The sequence below is a fragment of the Mesorhizobium sp. WSM4983 genome (assembly GCF_029625765.1).
Taxonomy (GTDB): Bacteria; Pseudomonadota; Alphaproteobacteria; order Rhizobiales; family Rhizobiaceae; genus Mesorhizobium.
Genome location: NZ_JARTVM010000001.1, coordinates 603,326 through 626,009 on the forward strand (window position 1 = coordinate 603,326; position 22,684 = coordinate 626,009).

Consider the following 22,684-nt stretch of genomic DNA (forward strand, 5'->3'; position numbering starts at 1 on the left):
CCGGTTGGAGCCGGCCGAAAAGATCGTGCTACAACAGAAGCTTGCAGTTGGTTCTTGGTGCGCAGCCGCGGATCCGTTTCACGTTCCGTGATTGCCAAGTTAAAAAGACCGGAAATGACCGATAGCCTGGATGCCCTGAACAAAAAGCTCGACCGCCTGATCGACGCGGTCTCCCGTCTCGGGCCGCCACCGGTTCCCGAGACCGACCTCGGCGTGGCCGATTGCTTCGTCTGGCAGGCCGATCCCGGCTACCTGGAGCCGGTCCATAAGGTCAATCGCGTCGACATCGGCCTGATCCGCGGAGTCGACCGGGTCCGCGACATCCTGCTCGACAACACCGAGCGCTTTGCGTCCGGCTTCGCCGCCAACAATGTGTTGCTCTGGGGCGCGCGCGGCATGGGCAAGTCGTCGCTGGTCAAGGCCGTGCACGCCAAGGTCAACGCCTCGGACAAGCTCGACCGGCCGCTGAAGCTGATCGAGATCCATCGCGAGGACATCGACACCCTGCCCAAGCTGATGAGCTTGTTGAAGGCGGCGCCCTACCGCTTCATCCTGTTTTGCGACGACCTTTCCTTCGACCATGACGACACTTCCTACAAGTCGCTCAAGGCAGCGCTCGAAGGCGGCGTCGAGGGCCGCCCGGCCAATGTCATCTTCTACGCCACGTCGAACCGGCGGCACCTGCTGCCGCGCGATATGATCGACAATGAGCGCTCGACCGCGATCAACCCGTCGGAAGCGGTGGAGGAAAAAGTCTCGCTCTCCGACCGCTTCGGCCTGTGGCTCGGCTTCCACAAATGCTCGCAGGACGAATATCTCGACATGATCGACGGCTATGTCCGTTACCATGCCCTCGCGATTGATCCCGAGACGTTGCGCGCGGAAGCCTTGGAATGGGCAACGACGCGCGGCAGCCGCTCCGGCCGCGTCGCCTGGCAGTTCACCCAGGATCTTGCCGGACGGCTCGGCAAGCCGCTCAAGGACTGATAGCCCATATCACCGGCTGCACTGAAAAAGCCCGCTCCTGGCGGAGCGGGCTGAAGCCGGCGGGCCGGACTGGAGGTCAGGCGGCCCGCAATTTGTTCTTGTTCTATTCGAGATAGCCGCTCGGATCGACCGGGGCAGAGTTCTTGCGCACCTCGAAGTGCAGCTTCGGCGAGTCCGTGGTGCCGCTCATGCCGGACAGCGCGATCTCCTGGCCGCGCTTGACCTTCTGGCCGCGCTGCACCTCGATCGAGCTGGCGTGGCCGTAGACGGTGACCAGGCCGTTCTCGTGGCGCACCAGCACCGTGTTGCCGAACTCCTTGAGGCCGTCGCCGGCATAGATGACGACACCGTTTTCGGCCGCCTTGATCGGCGTCCCTTCCGGCACCGCGATGTCGACGCCGTCCTTGCCGGAGCCGAAGCCGGAGATGACGCGGCCGCGCACCGGCCAGCGCATCTTGCCGATGCCGGTCGCATCCGGCGCCACTGCATCGTCGTCCTCGGCCTGCTGGATGACCTTGGCGTCCTTCTTCGGCGGCGTGTAGGAGGCGAGCGTCTCCGACGGTGTGGTCTTTGCCGGCGGCTGCGTGGTTGCCGTCGTCACCGGATCGACGGTCGGCTTGGTCGCGACAGGCTTCGCGGCAGCGACGGCAACGGTGCCGCCGGCCGGAACCTTGAGCGTCTGGCCGATCTTCAAGAGGCCGTCCTTCATGCCGTTGGCCTGCTTGAGCGCCGTGACGCCGACGCCGGTCTTGCGGGCGATCGAAGACAGGGAATCGCCCTGCTGAACGGTGTAGGTACCGCCGGCGCCGGCCGGCTTTGCCTCGGCCATCTGGGCGGGCGTGGCGCTCTTCGAACCGCTGGCCGCCGCCGATGCATCGACCTGCGCGGCGGATTTGCCGTCCTTGAGTTTTGGCTGCTGCGGCAGCACGGCAACCTTCTCCGGCGCGCCGGCGGGCTGCTTCGGTGTGTTGGCGGGCTTGGTGCTGTCGGCAACCTTCGGCCCGCCCTTGCTCGAATAGGCATAGGCCGGAATGACGATCTTCTGGCCGGTTCTGATGCCCTTGTTGGCATCGAGCCCGTTGACCTTGATGATCGCATCGGCCGGCACATGATATTGCCGAGCGAGACCGGAAATCGTCTCGCCTTCCCTCACCACGATCTCGGTCGCGTGTGGCGCCGCGCTTGCGTTGCGCACCGCGTCGGGCTCGGCGGTCTTGAACGGCTTGGCCGGCGCGACTGTGTTGGTGGCCGTCCTGTCGAGATGCGGCGCGGCAGGAGCCGGCGCAAGTGCCGGGGCCGAGGCGGTGCGTATCGGCTTGGCGGCGGCCGGCGCCGAGGGCGGCGGCAATTGCTGGGACGTCACCGGTTCGAGACTGGAGCGGCTCACCGACTGGGTGTGACTGCCGTCGACTGGGGCCGGCGCGACCGTATCGCCCGGATAGGGCTGGTCGACATTCTGCTTGTTGATGATGGCGCGCTGATTGTTGGTGGACGATGTGAAGACGTCGTCGACACCATTGAAGCGCATCGCCTGGGAGCTGCAGCCTGCCGCGGCACCGGCGATCATGAGGACGGCGCAGCCGCGCGCCAGATTGCGTCCGTTTGCCTTCAAACCATTGAATTGCATCGCACTAACCCGCACAGACCCGGTACAAACTGGTCATGATTAAAGCGCGTTAATGTTACTGGCCGGTTAACCCATTAGAATCCGCCGAAAATTTTCTTAAAACATTTTTCGACAGGCGCGACGAAGTCCGGACAGATCGTGCCGGCCGAGACGAGACGGACGTCTCGGGAACCGGCGAATCGCACGAAATGAGACCGGGCGAGCAGCGGCACCACCTCACTCGACCACGCCTTCGCTTGGTTTGGCTTGCTGACCGCCCAAGTCAGGTACAGCGTCGACAACGCCCTCTTCTACGTCAAGGGAGGCGCGGCCGTGACTCACGACCGTTTCGATGTTCTCTTTTCCCCCGACACGCCCGCCGGCGAGACAGACGATCAGACCCGCTGGGGCGGTGCCTTGGGTGCCGGTCTTAAATATGGCTTTGCTCCGAATTGGTCACTCGCGATCGAATACGATCACCTGTTCATGCCCGACAAGATCACCACCTTCACGGTCGTTGGCGCGCCGGGAGGCCTCTTCAGCACCGAGCGCATCGATCAGGATGTCGATCTCGTTGGTTTGCGCCTGAACTACCGCTGGGGCGGCTGACTGGAGTGATGGTCTGCAGGCGCGTTCGGCGTGGTTAGCCGTCGATCGCAGGGCTGGCGCGCTAGATCACCGCGGCAACGCTGCGCAGGACCGGCTGCAGCCTGACCATACCGATGTCCTCGCGTTCGAAACGGCTGCCGACCTTGGTGAGCTTGGCCAGCACCTGCTCGCCCTCCTCCGGGCCGATCGGCGCGATGACGACGCCACCGCTCGACAATTGATCGAGCAGGAAGCGCGGCAGGCTGTCGAAGGCCGCCCAGGCGATGATGCGGTCGAACGGCCCTTCGTTGGGCAGGCCGTTGGAGCCGTCGGCCTGGCGTACGATAACGTTGCTGATGCCGAGCGCCTCGAAACGCTGCTTTGCCTGCTCGGTCAAGGTCTTGTAGCGGTCGACGCTGACGACGCGCGCGGCGAGCCTGGACATCACGGCTGCCGTATAGCCAGACCCGGTGCCGATCTCGAGCACGCGGTTGCCCGGCTCGATGGCCAAAGCCGCAACCACCGCCGCCTGCAGGTCTGCGCCCTCGATCGCCTCGCCGCATTCGATCGGCAGCATGCCTTCCGACCAGGCCATCGAATGGAACTGTGCGGATAGGAAGCCGCGCCGCGGAGTCGCCTCGAAGGCGGCGACCAGCGCCTTCGGCGCCGTGCCCCTGCCGCGCAGCCGCAGCAGGAAAGCGGCGAAACCTTCACGGTCGTCGATAGCCATGGTCATGACAGCGCCTTGGTCAGCTGGTCGCGGAGTTCATGGGCGGTCAGGTCGAGCTGCAGCGGCGTCACCGACACCAGCCGGTTGCGCAGCGCGTAAAGATCGGTGCCCTTTTTGCCTTCGACCGGCTCTCGGCCGAAGCGCAGCCAGTAGTAAGGCAGACCGCGACCGTCGCGGCGCTCGTCGACCCAAAGGCTGTGCACGAGCTTGCCCTGCGCGGTGACGACCGTGCCCTCGATTTCGTCGGGTGCGCAGTTCGGGAAATTGACATTGAGCAGCACGCCTTCCGGCAGCGGCGTTGCGATCAGCCTTTCGAGCAGCGCCGGTGCCAGCGCTTCGGTCGTCTCGTAAGGGACGACGCGGTCCTCGCCCAGATAGGAATAGGCCTGGCTGACCGCGATCGAGCGGATTCCGAGCAACGCCCCCTCCATGGCGCCGGCGACCGTGCCCGAATAAGTAACGTCGTCGGCGATGTTGGCGCCGGAATTGACCCCCGAAAGGATGAGGTCAGGCGGCCCGGGGAGGATCTTTTTCGTGCCCATGATGACGCAGTCGGTCGGCGTGCCGCGCACGGCGAAATGCTTGTCGCCGACCTTCCTCAGCCTGAGCGGTTCCGAAATCGAAAGCGAATGCGCGTAGCCGGACTGGTCCTGCTCGGGCGCCACCACCCAGACGTCATCCGAGAGCGTTCGGGCGATGCGCTCGAGCGACGCAAGGCCTTCGGCGTGGATGCCGTCATCATTGGTCAGCAGGATGCGCATGAACTCATTTCGATTCGATCTTGGCGAGACCACCCATGTAAGGCCGCAGCACTTCAGGAATGGTTACGCTGCCGTCCTCATTCTGGTAGTTTTCGATGACGGCGATGAGAGCGCGGCCGACCGCGGTGCCGGAGCCGTTCAACGTGTGCACGAATCGGTTGCCCTTGCCGTCCTTGTCCTTGTAGCGGGCATCCATGCGCCTCGCCTGGAAGTCGCCGCAGACCGAGCACGACGAGATTTCGCGATAGGCGTTCTGGCCCGGCAGCCAGACCTCGATGTCGTAGGTCTTGCGTGCGCCAAAGCCCATGTCGCCGGTGCAGAGCGTCACCGTGCGGAACGGCAGGCCGAGCCGCTTCAGCACCTCCTCGGCGCATTGCGTCATGCGCTCATGCTCGGCGAGCGAGCTTTCCTGGTCGGTGATCGACACCAGCTCGACCTTGTAGAACTGGTGCTGGCGCAGCATGCCGCGTGTGTCGCGGCCGGCCGAGCCCGCTTCCGAGCGGAAGCACGGCGTCAGCGCCGTGTAGCGCAGCGGCAGCTTCTCATGCGGCGTGATCTCCTCGCGCACCAGGTTGGTGAGCGGCACTTCCGCCGTAGGGATCAGGCCCAGCCGTCCGTCCCCATGCGGGGTGAAGAACAGGTCCAGTTCGAATTTCGGCAGCTGGTTGGTGCCGAAGAGAACCTCGTCGCGCACCATCAGCGGCGGCTGGATCTCCTCATAGCCGTGCTCTGTCGTGTGCAGGTCTATCATGAACTGGCCGAGCGCGCGCTCCATGCGCGCCAGTTGGCTCTTCAGCACCGTGAAGCGCGAGCCGGACAGCTTCGCCGCACGCTCGAAATCCATCATGCCGAGCGCTTCGCCGATCTCGAAATGCTCCTTCACCCAGTTCGGGCGGGTCGGCACATCGCCGACGACGCGCTTGACAACATTGTCGTGCTCGTCCTTGCCGACCGGCACGTCGTCGAGCGGCACGTTGGGCAGGACCGCAAGCGCGTCGTTCAGCGCCTGGTCGAGCTCGCGCTCGCGCGCCTCGCCGTTCTGGATGAACGCCTTGATCTCGCCGACCTCGGCCTTGAGCTTTTCAGCAAGTACGGCCTCGCCCGAGCGCATGGCATTGCCGATTTCCTTCGAAGCGGCATTGCGGCGCTCCTGCTTGACCTGCAATTCGCTGAGATGGGTGCGGCGCTCCTCGTCCCTGGCGATCAGATCCTCGACGGCGGACTGGGCGTCTTCAGCCGACCACGAGCGCTTCACCAGCGCTTCGATAAGGGCCTTCGGGTTGTCGCGAATCCATTTGATGTCAAGCATGGCTTTCCGTCCTCGAGTAAGGTTCGAGGGCGTAAACCGCATCCCTGATCGATGCAAGACAGCAGCAGCCGGCAGCCGTGTTTTTCAGGCCTGGGACCAGGTTTAGCGCTAGGTTGACGGCGCGTCCGGCGTCTTTCCGGCGACAGTGCTGTCTGCCTCTTCTTGCCTGTCGCGCGCCAGACGGTCGCGCTCCCGGCTGCGCTCGATCAGGCGCGAAGTGAAGATCGCGACCTCGTAGAGCACGATGGTCGGAAGAGCGAGGCCGATCTGGCTCATCGGATCTGGCGGGGTCAACACCGCGGCGACGACGAAGGCAATGACGATCGCCCATTTGCGCTTCTCGGCCAGCGCTTGCGACGACAGAAGGCCAACGCGCGTCAGCAGGCTGGTCACCACCGGCAGTTGGAACACCAGGCCGAAGGAGAAGATCAGCGTCATGATCAGGCTGAGATATTCCGACACCTTCGGCAGCAAGGAGATCTGCACTTGGTCGTTGGTGCCGACCTGCTGCATGGCGAGGAAGAACCACATCACCATTGGGGTGAAGAAGAAATAGACCAGCGAGGCGCCCATCAGGAACAGGATGGGCGACGCAATCAGGAACGGCAGGAAGGCGCTGCGTTCGTTCTTGTAGAGACCCGGCGCGATGAATTTATAGATCTGCGTGGCGATCAGCGGGAAAGCGATGACCATGCCGCCGAACATGGCGAGCTTCACTTGGGTGAAAAAGAACTCCTGCGGCGCCGTGTAGATCAGCTCGACCTTGTGCGGGTCGAGCCCAGCCCATTGCGTCGCCCATTTGAACGGGACGACCAGAAGGTTGAACAGGCGCTTGGCGAAGAAGAAGCAGGCGAGGAAGGCGATGAAGAAGCCGCCCAGCGACCAGATCAGCCGCCGGCGCAGCTCGACAAGGTGCTCGATCAGCGGCGCCGAGGATTTTTCGATCTCTTCCCTCTCCTTGTCCGAGACGCTCACTTGGCGGCTCCTGCCGTCTTCTTGGCATCGGCGGCCTTTTTCACGGCCGGCTTCTTCGCCGCGGGGTTGGCCTCAACCTTGGGTGCCGCCTTCTTAGCAGGCGCTGCGGCCTTTGCCGCCGCCGGCGCAGATTTTGCCGGGACTTTAGGCGCCGGAGCCTTGGCCGATGCCGCTTTCGCCGCTGCACCGGCGGCTTTCGTCTTCGACGCGGCCACTTTTTTCGCCGGCTGGGTGGACGCGGCGGTCTCCGCAATGGGCGTGGTCACGGAGGCCTCAGTCATGGCCGGGGAGATCGGCGCAGCTGGCGGGGAGATTGGCACAGCCGGGGCGACGTCGGTTCCGTTGATGCCCGGGATCTCCGTCGCGCCGTTCTTCAGCGGCTCGGCAGGCTGCGGCGTCGTTGCATCCGAGGGCGCCTGATCGGAAGCCGGCTTGGGCTTCATCATCGTATCGACGCCGGCTCGCACGTCTGCCGCCGCCTGCTCGAACGGATTGAGCTGCTTGCGGATTTCGTTCATCGGGCTGAGCCCACGAAGGCTGTCGACCGAGTTCTTGACATCGTCAAGCTCGGCTTCCTTCAGGGCGTCGTTGAACTGCTTCTGGAAGTCGCCCGCCATGGCGCGCAATTTGGCCGCGGTGCGGCCAAACGTGCGCAGCATGTTGGGCAAATCCTTCGGCCCGACGACCACGATCATGACGACCGCGATCACCAGCAGCTCGCTCCAGCCGACTTCGAACATGGCAATCTATTCCAACGAGAGCCTGCCGCCCAAAAACACGAAACGGATCTGGGACAACGATATGCTCAAAGCAACAACCGGACTCAGCTCTTGCTGACCTTTTCCTTGCCCGGCGATACGGTCTCGTCGGCGCGGTGCTCGACGGTCCGCTTGTCGTCGGTATCGTCCTCAGCCATGCCCTTCTTGAAGCTCTTGATGCCCTTGGCCATGTCGCCCATCAGCTCCGGCAGCTTGCCGCGGCCGAACAGGAGCAGCACGATGACCAGAACGATCAGCCAGTGCCATATCGATAGTGAACCCATAACAATCTCTCTCGAATGTTTTCCCTCGGCGATGATCTATGCGTTTTCGCTCGGGGATTCAAACACAACCGCAATGAAGTTGGTAAAATGGCTAGCGGATGTCACGCACTTTCGGCGTGAGCGCCTTGCTACGAATCCGCGCAGCCCCTGCTAATAGACCATTCGCGTCGGTTTCGCACTCACTCTTCGGTAACGCGCGGCGTGAGCAATCCGAGCTCCTCGAGGTCGATATCGGTCAGCGCATCCTCGTCCTCGGCCAACGCGTCCGGATCGGCCGGCGGCACCGGCATCGAGAAATTGGACGGCATGCGCGTCGAAAGCAATCCGGCGCCCTTCAGCTCTTCCATGCCGGGCAGGTCGCGGATCTCCTCCAGCGCGAAATGATCGAGGAAAGCGTCAGTCGTGCCGTAGGTCACGGGACGGCCGGGCGTGCGGCGCCGGCCGCGCATCCTGACCCACTCCGTCTCCAGCAGCGTGTCCAGCGTGCCCTTCGAGGTCTCGACCCCCCTGATATCCTCGATCTCGGCGCGGGTGACCGGCTGGTGATAGGCGATGATCGCCAGAACTTCGAGCGCCGCGCGTGAGAGCTTTCTCTGCTGGACCGAGTCCCGGCTCATCAGGAAAGCCAGGTCGCCGGCGGTGCGGAACGCCCAGGCGCCGCCGACCCGCACCAGGTTGACCCCCCGCTTGGCGTAGATTTCCTGCAGATCGGCCATTGCGGCCGCAATGTTGACGCCCTCGGGCAGGCGCGCCGCCAGTTGCCTGTCACTGACCGGCTCGGCGCTGGCGAAGATGATCGCCTCGGCCATGCGGACGGCTTCCGACAATTGCAGCCGCTCGGCGGGGTTCTCGATAGAACCCTGTTCGGCCATCTCGTCTTCCGGTTCGTCCTCGACCTTGAACGGGATGACCGAAGCGTTGGCGCGTTCACTCATGATGCCACCTCGAATGCCTTGACCCCTTGTGCGCGGCCGCGCAGATAGATCGGCGCGAAGACCTGATCCTGCCGCACTTCCAGCCTGCCCTCGCGCACCATTTCGAGTGTCGCGGCGAACGAACTGGCGACTGCCGTGCGCCTTTCTTCCGGCGCGGCCAGATACTGGATCAGGAAGCTGTCGAGCGCCGTCCAGTCGCCAATTGTTCCGACCAGCCGTGCCAGCACGTCGCGTGCGTCCTTCAGCGACCATACGGCGCGCCTGGCGATCGTCACGTTGCTGATCGCCTGCCGCTGGCGCTGCTGCGCATAGGCGGTCAGCAGATCGTAGAGCGAGGCCGAATAGGCATTGCGCTTCTCGACGATCACCATTTCCGGCATGCCGCGCGCGAAGACGTCGCGGCCGAGCCGGTTGCGGTTGACCAGCCGCGCAGCGGCATCACGCATCGCCTCCAGCCGCTTCAGCCGGAACTGCAGCACCGCCGCCAGTTCCTCGCCGCTCTCGCCCTCTTCGCCCGGCTGTTTCGGGATCAACAGCTTCGACTTGAGGAAGGCAAGCCATGCCGCCATGACCAGATAGTCGGCCGCGAGCTCCAATCTCAGCGCCCTCACCTTCTCGATGAAGGCCAGATATTGCTCGGCGAGCGCCAGGATCGAGATGCGGGCGAGATCGACCTTCTGGTTGCGCGCCAGATGCAGCAGAAGATCGAGCGGGCCCTCGAAGCCGGCGACATCGACCACCAGCGACGGATCGCCGGTCAGACGTGACTCGTCGTTCTCGGCCCACAGACGGTCCATCGGTGCGGCCTTCGCCGCCTTGCTGTCCAATGTTTCCGCCACTTGCCTTGCTTACCCTTCGGTTCAGGCCACCGCGTCGAAATAGGTGGCGAATTCCGCGCGTATGGTGCTTTCGTCCGCGACGTCGCGGTCCTTTATATAGGCCAGCGCCCGCTCCGCTCTCGCCAAGGACTTGCCTTCGAGTACCGTCGTACGCGACGCGATCCCCGCCATTTCCTCGAAAACGCCGTTGCAGTGAAGGACGAGATCGCAGCCCGCCGCAAGGATCGCGGCCGCCTTTGTCGGGAAATCCCCAGAAAGTGCCTTCATCGAGGTGTCGTCGCTCATCAGGAGCCCGTCGAAGCCGATCTCGCCACGGATCACCTCGTTGACGACCTTGGCCGAGGTCGTCGCCGGATTGTCCGGGTCGATCGCGCTGTAGACGACATGTGCCGTCATCGCCATCGGCAGGTGGTTGAGCGCCTTGAACGGGGCGAAATCATGTTGCCGCAACTCGGCGAGGGGCGTGTCGACCGTCGGCAGCGCGAAATGCGTATCGGCAAAGGCGCGGCCGTGGCCGGGAATATGCTTCATGACCGGCAGGACGCCACCCGACATCAGGCCCTCGGCCGAAGCCCGGCCAAGCTCGATCACGGCATTTGGTTCCATACCATAGGCGCGCGCGCCGATGACATCGCTGGCGCCCGCAATGGGCACGTCGAGCACCGGCAGGCAGTCGGCGGTGATGCCGTGGCGCAGCAGATCGAAGGCGTGAAGCCGCGCGAGCAGCCACGCGGCACGGCGGCCGGCCTCGCGATCCTCGCGCCAAAGCGCGCCGAGCGCTCCGCCTGCAGGATAGTTCGGCGCCAGCGGCGGTCGCAGGCGCTGCACCCTGCCGCCCTCCTGGTCGATGAAGACCGGGGCATCCGGGCGTCCGACGCTCTCGCGCATCGAGGCGACCAGGTCGCGGATCTGCTCGGTCTCGCCGACATTGCGCGCGAACAGGATGAAGCCCCAAGGACGTTCGTCGCCGTAGAAGCGGATTTCATCTTCAGTGAGGGATTTCCCGGCGCAGCCGAGGATCATGGATTTTGATTCGGTCATGGATCGAAGCTTAGAGCAATTCCAGGAAAAGTGTGTAACGGTTTTGCGTCCGGAATTCCGTAAAAACAAGGAGTTATGCGGGTTCGGTGATTCTGCCGGCGCTGAACCGCTCTAAGATTTTGCGAACCAAAGGGGAATCACCCCTGACCGGTGCCGCATGAATGACGACAGCCGTCCACAACGAAAAAGCCGGCGCGGCCTCGCGGCGACGCCGGCTCTGAACGGTGGTAAATGATCAGCGCGACACGAAGCAGGTGCCGCCGGCCGCCTTGTAGTTGGTGCACAGATTGATCGCGTCGTTGCGCGACTGGGCCGGGACCCGGACTCGGTAGAAAGTGCCCTTGCCGGCGATCTGCGCCTTGACGATGTTGGCTGTGCGTCCGGCGAGCACACTTCCGTAACGGCGCTGCAGGTCCTGGTAGGTGGACTGGGCGCTTTCAACCGTCGGCTGCGAAGCGATCTGCATCGACCACGAGCCGCCGCCTGCCGCCGCCGGATCGATGGAGGCGACCTGGTCGGGCTTGACCTCGCCGACGATATCGACCGGCTGATCGGACGGACGCGGCGGCGCCACCGGCACCTTCGCCGGCGTGTTGGCGGACTGGACCCTGGCTTCGGTCTTCGCCGCGGCGGCTGGCTTCACCGCGGCGGCAGCGCTTTGGTCATCACCGCCCTGGTCGGCAGCCTGATCGGTTGCCGGCGTGACGGCGCCTGTCGGCTGGGCATCGCCCTGCCCGGCGGAAGCGACGTGCTGCGGCGCCGGATCGGTCGGTTCGGTTGCCGCGACCTGCGGCGCGGGAGCCGGATCCTCGCGCGGAACCAGCGAGCCGTCAGGCTTCACCATCATGGTCTTCACCTTGCGCGGCGCCACGGCGACGACATCGTTGTTGGTCCCCTTGTCTGCCTCCTGCAGAACCTGGGCGATGCGGTCTTCCGATTTCGGCGCCGGAGCGGCCTGCTGTGGGGTTGCGGGGGCGGCGGCCTGGGCGTCAGCCGGCGCTGCTGCGTCCGGTGCGGGCGCTGCGGCGTCCGGTGCCCGCGCTGCGGCCTCCGGAGCCGGCGCTGCGGCTTCCGGAGCCGGCGCTGCTTCGGCCGGTGCCGGCGCGGCTGCGGCCGGAGCTGCTGTGTCCGGCGCGGGCGCTGCCGCGGCCGCATTGCCGGCTGAGTTGGTGCCAGGCGCGGCGTCGGTGTCGTCAGGCGAAAGGTCGACGATCCGGCTCTGCGCCGGTTCCTTCGACGCCACGTCGATAGGTTCCTCGGTGTTGGTCACCAGTTTCTGCTGCGCCGGTTCGGCGGGCTTGGCCGCCCCACCCTTGGCCACGGCGTCATAGACTTTGTTGTCCTGGTTCGGCACCACGGTGCCGCCCGGGTTTTGCGGCTTGACCTTGATCGGGGAATTGTCCGCCTTCACGATCACGGGCGCTTCGCTGCCGCCCTTGCCGCCAAAGGAGAAGGCGAGAGCGCCGAGACCGCCCGCGACCACAACGGCGCCGACGAGCGCGGCAAGCATCATGCCACGGCTTCGCGGCTTCGCGGCTTCGCGCTCGGCAAAGCCGGGCACAGTCATCGCTTCGTCGAGCTCAGGATCGTAGTCAAGTTCGTCGACGGCGAAGTCGTCCGCCTGCGAGACCGGCCGGCTGCCGGGCAAATCGTCTGCATCGAATTGGCTTGCAGCTGCGGCATAGGACAGGGTCGCCGGTGCAGCGGCCGTCTCGGCCCGCAACTCGCGGCGGTCGTAGCCGGTCTTGAGTCCGGCATTGTGGGAGTCGTCCTCATAGCCCCGGCTCTGCACAGGCGCCTGAGCGATCTCGGTTGCGTTCATCTCGCTAAGCAGGCCGGCAAACTCGGCATCGAGATCGTCATAGGCAGGCGCCGCAGGCTGATCCTCCTCGAAGCTGAGCTCCGGAATGTCGAGGTCGTCGGCCAACGCCACCACGCGCTCCGGCACGTCGACCGTCTCGACATCGGGCATTTCCTCCTGCTGGCGAGACTGCGGCGCCGCGGCTGGCTTGGCGTAAGCGGAATAGTCCCTCGCCGGCTCCTCACGATAGGCAGGCGCCGACATCTGCGGCGCCGGGGCCGGCGTGGCGTAACCGGCATAGTCCTTCGCCGGCTCCTCACGATCGGCAGGAGCCGACATCTGCGGCGCCGGGGCCGGCGTGGCGTAACCGGCATAGTCCTTCGCCGGCTCCGCACGATAGGCAGGCGTCGGCATCTGCGGCGCCGGCTTGGCGTATGCGGAATAATCCTTCACCGGTTCGTAGGCAGGGGCCGCGGTTTGCGGCGCCGTAGCCGCAGGCTGCGTGGCATAAGAGGCGTGCACCGGCGCTGCGACCGGGGTCACGCGGCTCCACGACTTTGGCGGTTCGGCAGGCGCGACAGGCGCGTCCATCTCGATGCCCTTGGCGAAGGCGGCGTCGAAAGCCTCGTCATCGAAATCTATGCTGGGTTCGGCATCCTGTTCGGAAGCCGCGCCTTCGAAGCCCTGCCGGTCGAGTTCGCCGGCGAGCAGCCTATCGAGATCGGCATCGGCGGACTGGGCGATCTGCGTGCCGTAGGCGGGCTCGTTGCGTGCGTCGAGATCCCAATCGAGCTCATCGGCCACGCCAGCCTTCTGGTCGGTGTCGCCAGCCGGCTGAACGACCGACCGCGGTGCCGATGCGGCGGCCGGAACAGGAGCAACCGGGACCGGCGCAACCGGAATTGGCCGCGCCGTCATGGCGCCAAGCAGCGCATTGAGTTCGTCTTCCAGGCTGCGCTCGCCTGCGGCCGGCTTAGCCGGGTCGACTGCCGCAACCGGCGGAACCGGTGCCGATGCAGAAGGAGCAGGCTCGGCAAATGGCGGCTCCGCCGCGGCGACGGGCTCGGCAGCCGGCGCTTCCGATTCCCCAGACGGCACGTTGTCGAAATTGAGTTCGAAATCGTCTCCGAAGACCTCTTCAGCCGCAGCCTCGTGACCGGCGACCGGTTCAGGATCGACAGCCGGGCCTTCCGGCTCCTCGGCAAGCGCGTCACGGAAGCTGAGCTCGAAATCGTCTTCGAAGACCTGATCGGCTACAGCTCCGTGATCGGGTTGGGGATCGAAGGCGGGCTCGGGATCGGCGGCGAAATGCTCGGCCTCAACAGGCGCCTCGAGGGCCGGCGATGGCTCGTCATCGACCGACAGTTCCTGCTCCAGGATCAGGTGCTGCGGCTGATCGATATCCATGGCGATATCAGCCGTCGCCTGCTCAAATTGGGCCTGATCAGATTGGGCCTGATCGAAATGGGCCTGATCAACTGCGGCCCGAACGAATTCGGCCTGATCGGACCCACTCTCGTAGTCTTCAGCGGCGATCGGCTGGTCGACAGCGGCGTGAGCCTCGATCGGCTGCACGTCGGCGCCTTCGGGCTCAATATCACGGTCATCGAAGGCCAACTCGTCCTCGAGCGACATCTGGACCGCAGTGTCGAAATCGGCGTCGAACGCCGTCTCGTCCGCAGGCTCAAGGACAGCAGGCTCGACAGCCGCAGGCTCGGCGGCCGCGGCGGCGCTCTCGTCCGTGTCAGGCTGGTCGTCGATCCAGAAGCCCTCATCCAGCGAGGCCGCCATTTCCTGGTCGACGGAAAGGTCGTCCTGCACGGGCGAGACTTCCAACGAACGCGCGACCGCCTTGTCGAAATCATCGTCGAATGCCGTGTCGGCGGCCGGCTCCGGCGCAGGGGGCGTGGCAACAGCGGGCGTGGCAAAATGGGCGTGATCCGCCGCATCGTCAAAGACGAAATCCCGTTCGAGAGAAGCGGCGAGCTCGTCGTCGCTGAGAGTGGCAGCCCAGTAAGCCGGCGCAGCCTGGGCAGCCTGCTGCGCCACCGGCTCGCTTTCCTCGGCAATGTCGAAGTCGCCCATCAGCTCCTTTTCGAGGTCGATGTCGAAGTCGGCCCCATCGGCAGCCTGGTTCGCGGACGCAGCCTTTGCGGCCGCCGGCGACTGCGGCCTGACCGGCTGACGCGGATCGAAACCCATGATGCGGGTCAGTTCGGCGAACGGATCGTCGTCGGCGATGTGATTGCTTGCGGCTACTTTCAGCTGGGTTCTGTCTGCCATTATTGTTCCCGAACTCGCACACAGTCGGACGCCATGGACGTCGCGCAGGGTTGGCCCTTACCAGCGCAATGTGGGCAAAAGGTGACAGGCTTTTTAGTCAAACCTAACGCATTTCGGTAGGCGCATCAGCTCCTATCAGCGTCAGGCCGGAGGTCAAAACATCCGAAACAGCCTGCACCAGCCCCAGTCTGGCATACGTCAATTGTGGGTCGTTAACCTTAACAAAACGTAAGTCTGGGTTGTCGGTGCCCCGATTCCAGTGTGCGTGGAAGCTCGACGCCAGATCGTAGAGGTAGAATGCCAGCCGGTGCGGCTCCAGCGCAAGCGCCGCGGATTCGATTAGCCGTGGATATTCAGCGAGTTTCCGGATCAGGCCGATTTCGCCCTCGTCCGTCAGCGACGCAACCGAGGCCACAAGCCGGTCGCGGTCGAAATTCGCTTCGCCCAATTGCTCGCTCGCCTGCCGGAACACCGAGTGGCAGCGCGCGGAAGCGTATTGCACGTAGAACACCGGATTGTCCTTGGACTGCTCGGTGACCTTGGCGAAGTCGAAATCGAGCGGCGCATCATTCTTGCGGTAGAGCATCATGAAGCGGATCGGGTCGCGGCCGACCTCCTCCACCACGTCGCGCAGCGTGACGAAATCCCCTGACCGCTTCGACATCCGGACCGGCTCGCCGTCGCGGAACAGCTTCACCAGTTGGCAGAGCAGCACCGTGAGCTTGACCGTGTCGCCGGCGACCGCGCGCGCCAGCGCTTCGAGCCGCTTGACGTAACCGCCATGGTCGGCGCCGAGTACATAGATGAGATCGACGAAGCCGCGCTCGACCTTGTCCTTGAGATAGGCGACGTCGGCGGCGAAATAGGTGAACGAGCCATCTGACTTCACCAGCGCCCGGTCCATGTCGTCGCCGACCGCGGTCGAGCGGAACAGCGTCTGCTCGCGGTCTTCCCAGTCGTCCGGCTTCTCGCCCTTCGGCGGCGGCAGCTTGCCCTTGTAGATATGACCCTTCAGCGTCAGGTCGGCGATTGCCGCGCGGATCTTCTTTGCGTTGTCGGCATGCAGCGTGCGTTCGGAGAAGAACACGTCGTGATGCACGTTGAGCAGCGCCAGATCCTCGCGGATCATCGCCATCATCGCGTCGACCGTGCGATCCTTGACGATCGCCAGCGCCTCGTCTTCCGGCATCTCCAGCAGGCCGAGGCCGAACTGTTCGGCCAGCGCCTGCCCGACGGGTATCAGATAGTCGCCTGGATAAAGGCCTGGCGGAATCTCGCCGACTGCTTCGCCGAGCGCCTCGCGATAGCGCAGCATGGCCGAACGTCCAAGCACGTCGATCTGCGAGCCGGCATCGTTGATGACATATTCCTTGGTCACGTCGTAGCCGGCGAAGGCCATCAGGTTGGCTAAAGTGTCGCCGACGACGGCGCCCCGGCAATGGCCGACATGCATCGGGCCGGTCGGATTGGCCGAGACATACTCGACGTTGGCCTTGCGGCCGCCGCCGATTTTGGAGCGGCCATAGTTGCGGCCCTCGCCGAGCAGCACTGCCAAATGCGCCTGCCAGAAGCCGTCCTTCAGCCGGAGATTGACGAAGCCCGGGCCGGCAACATCGGCGGAAGCGATGTCGGCATCGCTGCGCAGCGCTGCGGTCAGCTGCTCGGCCAGCGCGCGCGGGTTCTGGCCGGTGGGCTTTGCCAGCACCATCGCCGCATTGGTGGCAAGGTCGCCATGACTGGCGTCGCGCGGCGGCTCGACCGCGATGCGCGACAGATCCAGCGCTCCGCCATCCTTGTTCTTCAGATCAAGGGCTTCGACGGCTTTTACGATCCGCGCGTTGAAATCGGCGAAGATATTCATCGGGTATGCTCTGGGCTTTAAGAGGGACCGGCTGCTTGGCCGACAAAATCGTGGCTCGCCCTAGCCCAAATCCGGCGTATGGTCAAACAATCGCCTGTGCTCCTTGAGCGCATAGGTATCGGTCATTCCGGCCAGGAAATCGGCGACGCTGCGCGCCTTGATGCGATCCTGCGCCCTGTCGAGCCCTTCGCGCCAGCCGTCCGGCATGGCGCGCGGGTCGGCGAAATAGACATCGAACAGGTCGCGGACGATCTGCTCGGCGTCGGCCCGCACGCGCATCACTTCGGCATGCCGGTAGAGATGCTTGTAAAGAAAGGCCTTCAGCTCCTTTTCGGCTGCCGCCATTTCGGCCGAGAAGGTGACCATCGTCTCACCCGCCGCCCTCACCGCATCGGCGCTGTCCGGCTTGAGGCGTTCGATATTGGCGGCAGCGGCAGCAATGACATCCTCCACCATCAGCGTGATCTGCCGCCGCATCAGCTCGTGGCCGGTGCGAACGTCGTCGAGTTGCGGGTAGCGGGCGCGCACGCCACTCAGGATCGAGCCCGGCAGGCCGATGCCTTCCAGCATGTCCAGCGTCAGCAGGCCGGCACGCAGGCCGTCGTCGATGTCATGCGTGTTGTAGGCGATATCGTCGGCGATCGCGGCGCACTGCGCCTCGATGCCGGCGAAGCGGTCGAGCTCGAGGTCGTGCAGCGCGGAATAGTCGCGGATCGCCTGCGGCACGGGGCCCTTGCGCCCCTTCCCGCTTGCATCGGTAAGCGGCCCGTTATGCTTGACCAGCCCTTCCAGCGTCTCCCAGCTGAGGTTCAACCCGTCGAACTCGGCGTAGCGCCGCTCGAGCCGGGTGACGACGCGCAGCGACTGCGCGTTGTGATCGAAGCCGCCCCAGCCGGCCATCTTTTCGTTCAGCGCCTCCTCGCCGGTATGGCCGAAAGGCGTGTGACCGAAATCGTGCACCAAGGCCACTGCCTCCGCCAGATCCTCGTCGCCGCGCAGCGCGCGTGCCAGGGCGCGGGCAATCTGCGCCACCTCGATCGAATGCGTCAGCCGGGTGCGGTAGTGATCGCCCTCATGCGCAATGAACACCTGCGTCTTGTGCTTCAGCCGGCGGAAGGCGGTGGAATGGATGATGCGATCACGGTCACGCTGGAATGGCGTCCGGGTCGGACTTTCCGGCTCATCGAACAGGCGGCCGCGCGAGCGCGCCGGATCGCTCGCGTAAACGGCGCGCGGCCGGTAGCCGAAACCGATCTCACCGAGAGCATCCTTGCCCATTCGCCCACCAGTTGACTTGCCCCCGTCCGCTTCATACCTATCATGGGAAACCGAAAGCAAGGTGACGCCGATGGGCGCGGATGCCAAGACTGCCATGAAGGTCGAAATGACCGAAGCGGCCGCGAAGCGGATCGCCAGGATTCTGGCCGGCGAGCCGGGCAAGAATGCCTTGCGCGTTTCCGTCGAAGGCGGCGGCTGCTCCGGCTTCTCCTACAAGTTCGATCTCGTCGATAGTCGCAACGACGACGACGTAGCCATCGAGAAGGATGGCGCCACGATCCTCATCGACGACCTCTCGCTGGTCTATATGGGCGGCTCGGTGATCGATTTCGTCGATGACCTTATGGGTCAGTCTTTCCAGATCCGAAACCCGAACGCCGTCGCCTCCTGCGGCTGCGGCACCAGCTTCTCCGTCTAGCGGGCCGCCAATGCCCACGGTCGGCGCGGTCCGTCAGGTCGCGCCGTCGGCCGGGCGCGATCTCGATAGAACGCTGGCTTTCTGGCACGATGTGCTCGGCATGAGCGTGCATGCGCGCTACGATCCGCCGGGCATCGCCTTCATCATCGCGGGCGGCGTGCGGCTGTTTTTTGGCGACGGCGTGCCCCCCGGCACCGTCTATCTCGATATTGCCGGCCTCGAGGCCTTCCATGCCGAGGCGAAAGCCGCCGGTGTTCCTTTCACCGCGTCGCCGGCGCTGGTCCATCGCGACACCGAGGGCCGGTTCGGTCCGGCGGGGGAAAGCGAATGGATGGCCTTTCTAAAGGATCCGGCAGGCAATACGATCGGCCTCGTCGAGCGCCTTGCGCCGGAAGAACATTGAGGTCCGCATGAAGATCGTCACCTGGAATATCAACGGCGTTCGCGCCCGCATCGGCAACCTCACCCACTGGCTGACCGAGAGCGCGCCGGACATCGTGTGCCTGCAGGAGATCAAGACGGTCGACGACCAGTTCCCGCGCGCCGAGATCGAGGCGCTGGGCTATAATGTCGAGACCAACGGGCAGAAGAGCTTCAACGGCGTCGCTCTCCTGTCGAAGCTGCCCTTCGACGAGGTCAATCGCGGTTTGCCTGGCGACGATGCCGACGACCACGCGCGCTTCATCGAAGGCGTCTTCTCGACCGATAAGGGCGCGCTGCGGGTCGCCTCCCTCTATCTGCCAAACGGCAACCCAGTCGAGGACGAGCGGAAGTTTTCCTACAAGCTGTCATGGATGGCGAGGCTAGAGCGCTGGGCGGAAGAGCGGCTGAGGCTCGAGGAAGCGCTGGTGCTGGCCGGGGACTACAACGTCATCCCCGAGCCCGCCGACGCCAGGTTCCCCGAAAACTGGCGTAGTGACGCGCTATTCCAGCCTCAGACGCGGCAGGCCTTCCGGCGCCTGAAGAATCTCGGCTTCACGGAGGCCGTGCGCGCCGTGACCGATTCGCCCGATGTCTATACTTTCTGGGACTATCAGGCCGGGGCCTGGCAGAAGAACAACGGCATCCGCATCGACCATCTATTGCTGTCTCCCGAAGCCGCCAACCGCTTCTCGTCGGCCTCGGTGGAAAAGCACGTCCGCGCCTGGGAAAAACCTTCCGACCACGTGCCGGTGGCCATCGATCTGCGCTTGCAGCCGGCCTGAAGGCGCTGCTTGCGGGCTCTTGCCGAACCCTGATGTCGCCACAAATCGCGCGTCTGATGCTGGATTGTTGCGGGGGTTCGATGGCGATCCGATTTGTTCTTTGCCCGGTCGGCCTTGCGCTGGCGTTTGCCGCGCCGGCGCTCGCGGCGCCGGAGTGTCTTGCCAACGGCAAATCGTTCAAGATCGGTGAGACGGCCTGCCTGACGATTGCCGGCGAAAGTCACCTCGCCCGCTGCGACATGGTTCTCAACAACACGTCCTGGACGAAGGTCCAGGACGACTGCCCCGGCGAGAATCAGGCGCCGAAACTGCACCCGACCTCGATCACGGCGCCGACGGAACCTACCGAAAATTGAAGCCGAAGCTGCGGCCTACTGGTCGCCGTTGTTGCCCTTGGTCAGGATGTCGTCGGCGAGCGAAATCGCCGTGCGACGGTCGGCTTCGCCAGCCGCGGCGAAGGCCTCTTCCTGCATGCTGCGGATCCAGGGCTGATCCGCCGGCGGGGCACGCTCCAAGGCAGCCGTCATCATCGCCAGGCCGCGCACGATCTTGCCGCTCTGGAACAACAGGTTGCCGAGCGTCGCCTGCGCACCGGCATGGCCTTTTTCGGCCGCGAGTTGCAGCCAGCGCCCAGCCTGTTTGACGCTGGCCTTCACGCCGCCCTCGCCTTTGAGGAACATCTGACCGATCTCGAACTGGGCGTTCGGGTTGCGGTAGTTGGCGGCGGCGCGCATGTAGTATTCCTGCGCCGCAACCTCGTTCTCCTCGACCGGGCTGCCGGGGATACCTTTGCGCAGATAGTCGCCGAGCGCGACAAGCGCGTCGGAGACATAGCTTTCCTCGGGCGAGCCGGGCTCGACATCCTGGTCGACGATCTCCGAGAAGAACTTGAAGGCGGCATAGTCGTCGCGGGCCACGCCGTCGCCCTGGGCATACATGCGCGCAAGTTTCCAGGTGGCCCCGATCTGGCCGTTCTCGGCGGCATATTTATAGGCCTCGACCGCTTGGTCCTTGTGGCCGTTCTTGTAGGCGGAGAAGCCGAACTGGAACACCGCCCACGGACTCGACTGCGGCTTGACCCCGGTCTTGTCGTCGAACACCTTGTCATCGAAGGCCATGGCCTGCCCGACGGCGCCCAAGGTCGCCACCGCGACCAGTGCCGGCAAGACAAATGACCTCAACACCTCAAATGTCCGCATAGCAGTGTGTTTCTTTTGCGCCGCCCGGATGGGTGACCGCGCCGTCGCGGGCCGACCCTACGGTCTGCGCATATTTCCAGATCGCGCCGGACTGATAGTCGGTCTTGCGCGCCTTCCATTTCTTGGCCCGGGCCGCCAGTTCGGCATCCGACAGCGCCACCTCGATCGTGCCATTAACGGCATCGATAGAGATCACGTCGCCATTCTTGATGAGCCCGATCGGCCCGCCGACCGCCGCCTCCGGCCCGACATGGCCGATGCAGAAACCACGTGTAGCACCGGAAAAACGGCCGTCGGTGATCAGCGCCACTTTGCCGCCCATGCCCTGGCCGTAGAGCGCTGCCGTCGTCGACAGCATCTCGCGCATGCCCGGACCGCCGCGCGGCCCCTCGTAGCGGATGACGAGAACCTCGCCCTCCCGGTAATTGCGCTGCGTGACCGCTTCGAAGCACTCCTCTTCCGAATCGAAGCAGCGCGCCGGGCCTGAGAATTTCAGCTCCGACATGCCGGCGATCTTCACGATCGCGCCTTCGGGGGCGAGGTTGCCCTTCAAGCCCACAACGCCGCCTGTCTTGGTGATTGGCCGATTGGCGGGACGCACAACATCCTGGCTCTCATTCCAGGCAACGTGCTCCATGTTTTCGGCCAAAGTGCGGCCAGTGACCGTCATGCAGTCGCCGTGAAGATAGCCGTGGTCGAGCAGCGTCTTCATCAAGAGCGGAATGCCGCCGGCCTCGAACATGTCCTTGGCGACATATTTGCCGCCGGGCTTGAGGTCGGCGATATAAGGCGTCTTTTCGAAGATCGCCGCCACGTCGAAGAGGTCGAACTTGAGACCCGCCTCATGCGCGATCGCCGGCAGATGCAGTGCCGCGTTGGTCGAGCCGCCGGTGGCCGACACGACCGTCGCGGCATTCTCCAACGCCTTGCGGGTAACGATGTCGCGCGGCCGGATGTTTTTCGCGATCAGCTCCATGACCTTTTCGCCGGAGGCGAAATTGAACCGGTCGCGCATTTCGTAGGGCGCCGGCGCGCCGCAGGAATAGGGCAAGGCCAGCCCGATCGCCTCGGCGACCGTCGCCATGGTGTTGGCGGTGAACTGGGCGCCGCACGACCCTGCCGACGGACAGGCTGCCTGCTCGATCTCGAGCAGCTCGGCATCGGAGATCGTGCCGACCGAATGCTGCCCGACCGCCTCGAACACATCCTGCACGGTGATCTGCCTTCCGCGGTAGCTGCCGGGCAGGATCGAACCGCCATAAATGAAGATCGACGGCACGTTGAGCCGCACCATCGCCATCATCATGCCGGGCAGCGATTTGTCGCAGCCGGCAAGCCCGACCAGCGCGTCATAGCAATGGCCGCGCATGGTGAGCTCGACTGAATCGGCGATCACCTCGCGCGACACCAGGGACGACTTCATGCCCTGGTGGCCCATGGCGATACCGTCCGTGACGGTGATGGTGCAGAATTCGCGCGGCGTGCCATTGGCGGCCGCGACGCCCTTCTTCACCACCTGCGCCTGGCGCATCAGCGAGATGTTGCAGGGAGCGGCCTCGTTCCAGCAGCTGGCGACGCCGACCAGCGGCTGCGCGATCTCGGCCGCCGACAGTCCCATGGCGTAAAGGTATGAACGATGTGGTGCGCGCGCCGGACCTTCGGTCACGTAGCGGCTGGGCAGCTTGGCCTTGGAGATTGCCTTGGCGTCCATCGTCGTCCTTGCCGCACACCCCGCGGCCGGTCCCATCGCCGAGCCAACCTGGCACGCATCCCGAGACCTATTCGAGTTGCGCCGGGTTTATGGCGGGAAATGGGCAGTTCCCTCG

General features: G+C 64.7%; 22 protein-coding genes. 6 read left to right on the plus strand and 16 right to left on the minus strand.

From position 1 onward, the window contains the following. Positions 1 to 114 precede the first annotated feature (114 nt). The gene (locus tag P9254_RS03115; RefSeq protein ID WP_095778420.1) at positions 115 to 987 is read left to right on the plus strand and encodes an ATP-binding protein; all 873 of its coding nucleotides are present in this window, start codon (positions 115 to 117) and stop codon (positions 985 to 987) included. 103 nt (positions 988 to 1,090) lie between these two features. Here the strand turns inward: P9254_RS03115 and P9254_RS03120 are convergent, their stop codons facing one another. Together P9254_RS03120 and P9254_RS03125 are read right to left on the minus strand one after the other, a co-directional pair. After that, complete coding sequence (locus P9254_RS03120; RefSeq protein ID WP_067329568.1) at positions 1,091 to 2,614, minus strand: LysM peptidoglycan-binding domain-containing M23 family metallopeptidase; 1,524 nt, start codon at positions 2,612 to 2,614, stop codon at positions 1,091 to 1,093. Between the two features lie 74 nt (positions 2,615 to 2,688). Then, positions 2,689 to 2,895, minus strand: a complete 207-nt coding sequence (locus P9254_RS03125) for a hypothetical protein (RefSeq protein WP_278054235.1) — start codon at positions 2,893 to 2,895, stop codon at positions 2,689 to 2,691. On the opposite strand from P9254_RS03125, the gene P9254_RS03130 reads away from it, so the two are divergent. Continuing rightward, positions 2,861 to 3,202, plus strand: coding sequence for an outer membrane protein (locus P9254_RS03130; RefSeq protein ID WP_278053777.1), 342 nt, complete (start codon positions 2,861 to 2,863; stop codon positions 3,200 to 3,202). The genes P9254_RS03125 and P9254_RS03130 overlap by 35 nt on opposite strands. 61 nt (positions 3,203 to 3,263) lie before the next feature. On the opposite strand, the gene P9254_RS03135 is transcribed toward P9254_RS03130, so the two are convergent. The 12 genes from P9254_RS03135 to P9254_RS03190 form a co-directional block, all read right to left on the minus strand. Continuing rightward, positions 3,264 to 3,917: a protein-L-isoaspartate(D-aspartate) O-methyltransferase gene (locus tag P9254_RS03135; RefSeq protein WP_095780736.1), complete on the minus strand. Its 654-nt coding sequence runs from the start codon at positions 3,915 to 3,917 to the stop codon at positions 3,264 to 3,266. Then, a complete protein-coding gene (gene surE, locus P9254_RS03140; protein ID WP_278053774.1) occupies positions 3,914 to 4,672 on the minus strand; it encodes a 5'/3'-nucleotidase SurE in 759 nt (252 codons plus the stop codon). Before surE ends, P9254_RS03135 begins: the two co-directional genes overlap by 4 nt. 4 nt (positions 4,673 to 4,676) lie before the next feature. Then, a complete protein-coding gene (gene serS / locus P9254_RS03145; protein ID WP_127216658.1) occupies positions 4,677 to 5,981 on the minus strand; it encodes a serine--tRNA ligase in 1,305 nt (434 codons plus the stop codon). Positions 5,982 to 6,089: 108 nt separating this feature from the next. Continuing rightward, complete coding sequence (tatC, locus tag P9254_RS03150) at positions 6,090 to 6,956, minus strand: twin-arginine translocase subunit TatC (protein ID WP_095801862.1); 867 nt, start codon at positions 6,954 to 6,956, stop codon at positions 6,090 to 6,092. After that, entirely contained in the window at positions 6,953 to 7,696 is a 744-nt protein-coding gene (gene tatB, locus P9254_RS03155) for a Sec-independent protein translocase protein TatB (protein ID WP_278053773.1), read from the minus strand. The genes tatC and tatB overlap by 4 nt, the downstream gene beginning before the upstream one ends. Positions 7,697 to 7,779: 83 nt before the next feature. Continuing rightward, positions 7,780 to 7,998 carry a twin-arginine translocase TatA/TatE family subunit gene (locus P9254_RS03160; RefSeq protein WP_066999984.1) on the minus strand — a complete coding sequence of 73 codons (219 nt, stop codon included), beginning with the start codon at positions 7,996 to 7,998 and terminating at the stop codon, positions 7,780 to 7,782. Between the two features lie 179 nt (positions 7,999 to 8,177). Further along, positions 8,178 to 8,933 carry an SMC-Scp complex subunit ScpB gene (gene scpB / locus P9254_RS03165; protein ID WP_278053771.1) on the minus strand — a complete coding sequence of 252 codons (756 nt, stop codon included), beginning with the start codon at positions 8,931 to 8,933 and terminating at the stop codon, positions 8,178 to 8,180. Further along, positions 8,930 to 9,730, minus strand: coding sequence for a segregation and condensation protein A (locus P9254_RS03170; protein WP_278054212.1), 801 nt, complete (start codon positions 9,728 to 9,730; stop codon positions 8,930 to 8,932). The genes scpB and P9254_RS03170 overlap by 4 nt, the downstream gene beginning before the upstream one ends. A gap of 63 nt (positions 9,731 to 9,793) precedes the next feature. After that, positions 9,794 to 10,813 (minus strand): beta-N-acetylhexosaminidase, encoded by a 1,020-nt coding sequence (nagZ, locus tag P9254_RS03175; protein WP_127241972.1) that lies wholly within the window; start codon positions 10,811 to 10,813, stop codon positions 9,794 to 9,796. A 235-nt stretch (positions 10,814 to 11,048) separates the two neighbouring features. After that, a complete protein-coding gene (locus P9254_RS03180) occupies positions 11,049 to 14,897 on the minus strand; it encodes an SPOR domain-containing protein (RefSeq protein WP_278053768.1) in 3,849 nt (1,282 codons plus the stop codon). A 103-nt stretch (positions 14,898 to 15,000) separates the two neighbouring features. After that, entirely contained in the window at positions 15,001 to 16,758 is a 1,758-nt protein-coding gene (gene argS / locus P9254_RS03185) for an arginine--tRNA ligase (RefSeq protein WP_278053767.1), read from the minus strand. A 60-nt stretch (positions 16,759 to 16,818) separates the two neighbouring features. Then, positions 16,819 to 18,036 carry a deoxyguanosinetriphosphate triphosphohydrolase gene (locus P9254_RS03190; RefSeq protein WP_278053766.1) on the minus strand — a complete coding sequence of 406 codons (1,218 nt, stop codon included), beginning with the start codon at positions 18,034 to 18,036 and terminating at the stop codon, positions 16,819 to 16,821. A 70-nt stretch (positions 18,037 to 18,106) separates the two neighbouring features. Here P9254_RS03190 and erpA point away from each other — a divergent pair, with 70 nt between their 5' ends. The 4 genes from erpA (at position 18,107) to P9254_RS03210 (ending at position 20,015) form a co-directional block, all read left to right on the plus strand. Further along, entirely contained in the window at positions 18,107 to 18,454 is a 348-nt protein-coding gene (gene erpA, locus P9254_RS03195; RefSeq protein WP_066999964.1) for an iron-sulfur cluster insertion protein ErpA, read from the plus strand. Positions 18,455 to 18,464: 10 nt separating this feature from the next. Then, entirely contained in the window at positions 18,465 to 18,857 is a 393-nt protein-coding gene (locus P9254_RS03200) for a VOC family protein (protein ID WP_278053765.1), read from the plus strand. Between the two features lie 7 nt (positions 18,858 to 18,864). Further along, positions 18,865 to 19,659 (plus strand): exodeoxyribonuclease III, encoded by a 795-nt coding sequence (xth, locus tag P9254_RS03205; protein ID WP_095825616.1) that lies wholly within the window; start codon positions 18,865 to 18,867, stop codon positions 19,657 to 19,659. 80 nt (positions 19,660 to 19,739) lie between these two features. Continuing rightward, positions 19,740 to 20,015, plus strand: coding sequence for a hypothetical protein (locus P9254_RS03210; protein WP_278052966.1), 276 nt, complete (start codon positions 19,740 to 19,742; stop codon positions 20,013 to 20,015). 15 nt (positions 20,016 to 20,030) lie between these two features. On the opposite strand, the gene P9254_RS03215 is transcribed toward P9254_RS03210, so the two are convergent. Together P9254_RS03215 and ilvD are read right to left on the minus strand one after the other, a co-directional pair. Then, positions 20,031 to 20,858 (minus strand): tetratricopeptide repeat protein, encoded by an 828-nt coding sequence (locus P9254_RS03215; RefSeq protein WP_278052967.1) that lies wholly within the window; start codon positions 20,856 to 20,858, stop codon positions 20,031 to 20,033. Further along, the gene (ilvD, locus tag P9254_RS03220) at positions 20,845 to 22,569 is read right to left on the minus strand and encodes a dihydroxy-acid dehydratase (RefSeq protein ID WP_066999948.1); all 1,725 of its coding nucleotides are present in this window, start codon (positions 22,567 to 22,569) and stop codon (positions 20,845 to 20,847) included. The genes P9254_RS03215 and ilvD overlap by 14 nt, the downstream gene beginning before the upstream one ends. Positions 22,570 to 22,684: the final 115 nt, after the last annotated feature.

Excerpts from the sequence above, each read along its gene's own strand:
- scpB (WP_278053771.1), bottom strand. The coding sequence starts at position 8,933 with ATGAGTGAACGCGCCAACGCTTCGGTCATCCCGTTCAAGGTCGAGGAC.
- P9254_RS03180 (WP_278053768.1), bottom strand. The coding sequence starts at position 14,897 with ATGGCAGACAGAACCCAGCTGAAAGTAGCCGCAAGCAATCACATCGCC.
- P9254_RS03190 (WP_278053766.1), bottom strand. The coding sequence starts at position 18,036 with ATGGGCAAGGATGCTCTCGGTGAGATCGGTTTCGGCTACCGGCCGCGC.
- P9254_RS03135 (WP_095780736.1), bottom strand. The coding sequence starts at position 3,917 with ATGACCATGGCTATCGACGACCGTGAAGGTTTCGCCGCTTTCCTGCTG.
- tatB (WP_278053773.1), bottom strand. The coding sequence starts at position 7,696 with ATGTTCGAAGTCGGCTGGAGCGAGCTGCTGGTGATCGCGGTCGTCATG.
- ilvD (WP_066999948.1), bottom strand. The coding sequence starts at position 22,569 with ATGGACGCCAAGGCAATCTCCAAGGCCAAGCTGCCCAGCCGCTACGTG.
- nagZ (WP_127241972.1), bottom strand. The coding sequence starts at position 10,813 with ATGACCGAATCAAAATCCATGATCCTCGGCTGCGCCGGGAAATCCCTC.
- P9254_RS03160 (WP_066999984.1), bottom strand. The coding sequence starts at position 7,998 with ATGGGTTCACTATCGATATGGCACTGGCTGATCGTTCTGGTCATCGTG.
- P9254_RS03200 (WP_278053765.1), top strand. The coding sequence starts at position 18,465 with ATGCCCACGGTCGGCGCGGTCCGTCAGGTCGCGCCGTCGGCCGGGCGC.
- P9254_RS03215 (WP_278052967.1), bottom strand. The coding sequence starts at position 20,858 with ATGCGGACATTTGAGGTGTTGAGGTCATTTGTCTTGCCGGCACTGGTC.
- serS (WP_127216658.1), bottom strand. The coding sequence starts at position 5,981 with ATGCTTGACATCAAATGGATTCGCGACAACCCGAAGGCCCTTATCGAA.
- P9254_RS03170 (WP_278054212.1), bottom strand. The coding sequence starts at position 9,730 with ATGGACCGTCTGTGGGCCGAGAACGACGAGTCACGTCTGACCGGCGAT.
- surE (WP_278053774.1), bottom strand. The coding sequence starts at position 4,672 with ATGCGCATCCTGCTGACCAATGATGACGGCATCCACGCCGAAGGCCTT.
- xth (WP_095825616.1), top strand. The coding sequence starts at position 18,865 with ATGAAGATCGTCACCTGGAATATCAACGGCGTTCGCGCCCGCATCGGC.
- P9254_RS03120 (WP_067329568.1), bottom strand. The coding sequence starts at position 2,614 with ATGCAATTCAATGGTTTGAAGGCAAACGGACGCAATCTGGCGCGCGGC.
- erpA (WP_066999964.1), top strand. The coding sequence starts at position 18,107 with ATGGGCGCGGATGCCAAGACTGCCATGAAGGTCGAAATGACCGAAGCG.
- P9254_RS03210 (WP_278052966.1), top strand. The coding sequence starts at position 19,740 with ATGGCGATCCGATTTGTTCTTTGCCCGGTCGGCCTTGCGCTGGCGTTT.
- argS (WP_278053767.1), bottom strand. The coding sequence starts at position 16,758 with ATGAATATCTTCGCCGATTTCAACGCGCGGATCGTAAAAGCCGTCGAA.
- P9254_RS03115 (WP_095778420.1), top strand. The coding sequence starts at position 115 with ATGACCGATAGCCTGGATGCCCTGAACAAAAAGCTCGACCGCCTGATC.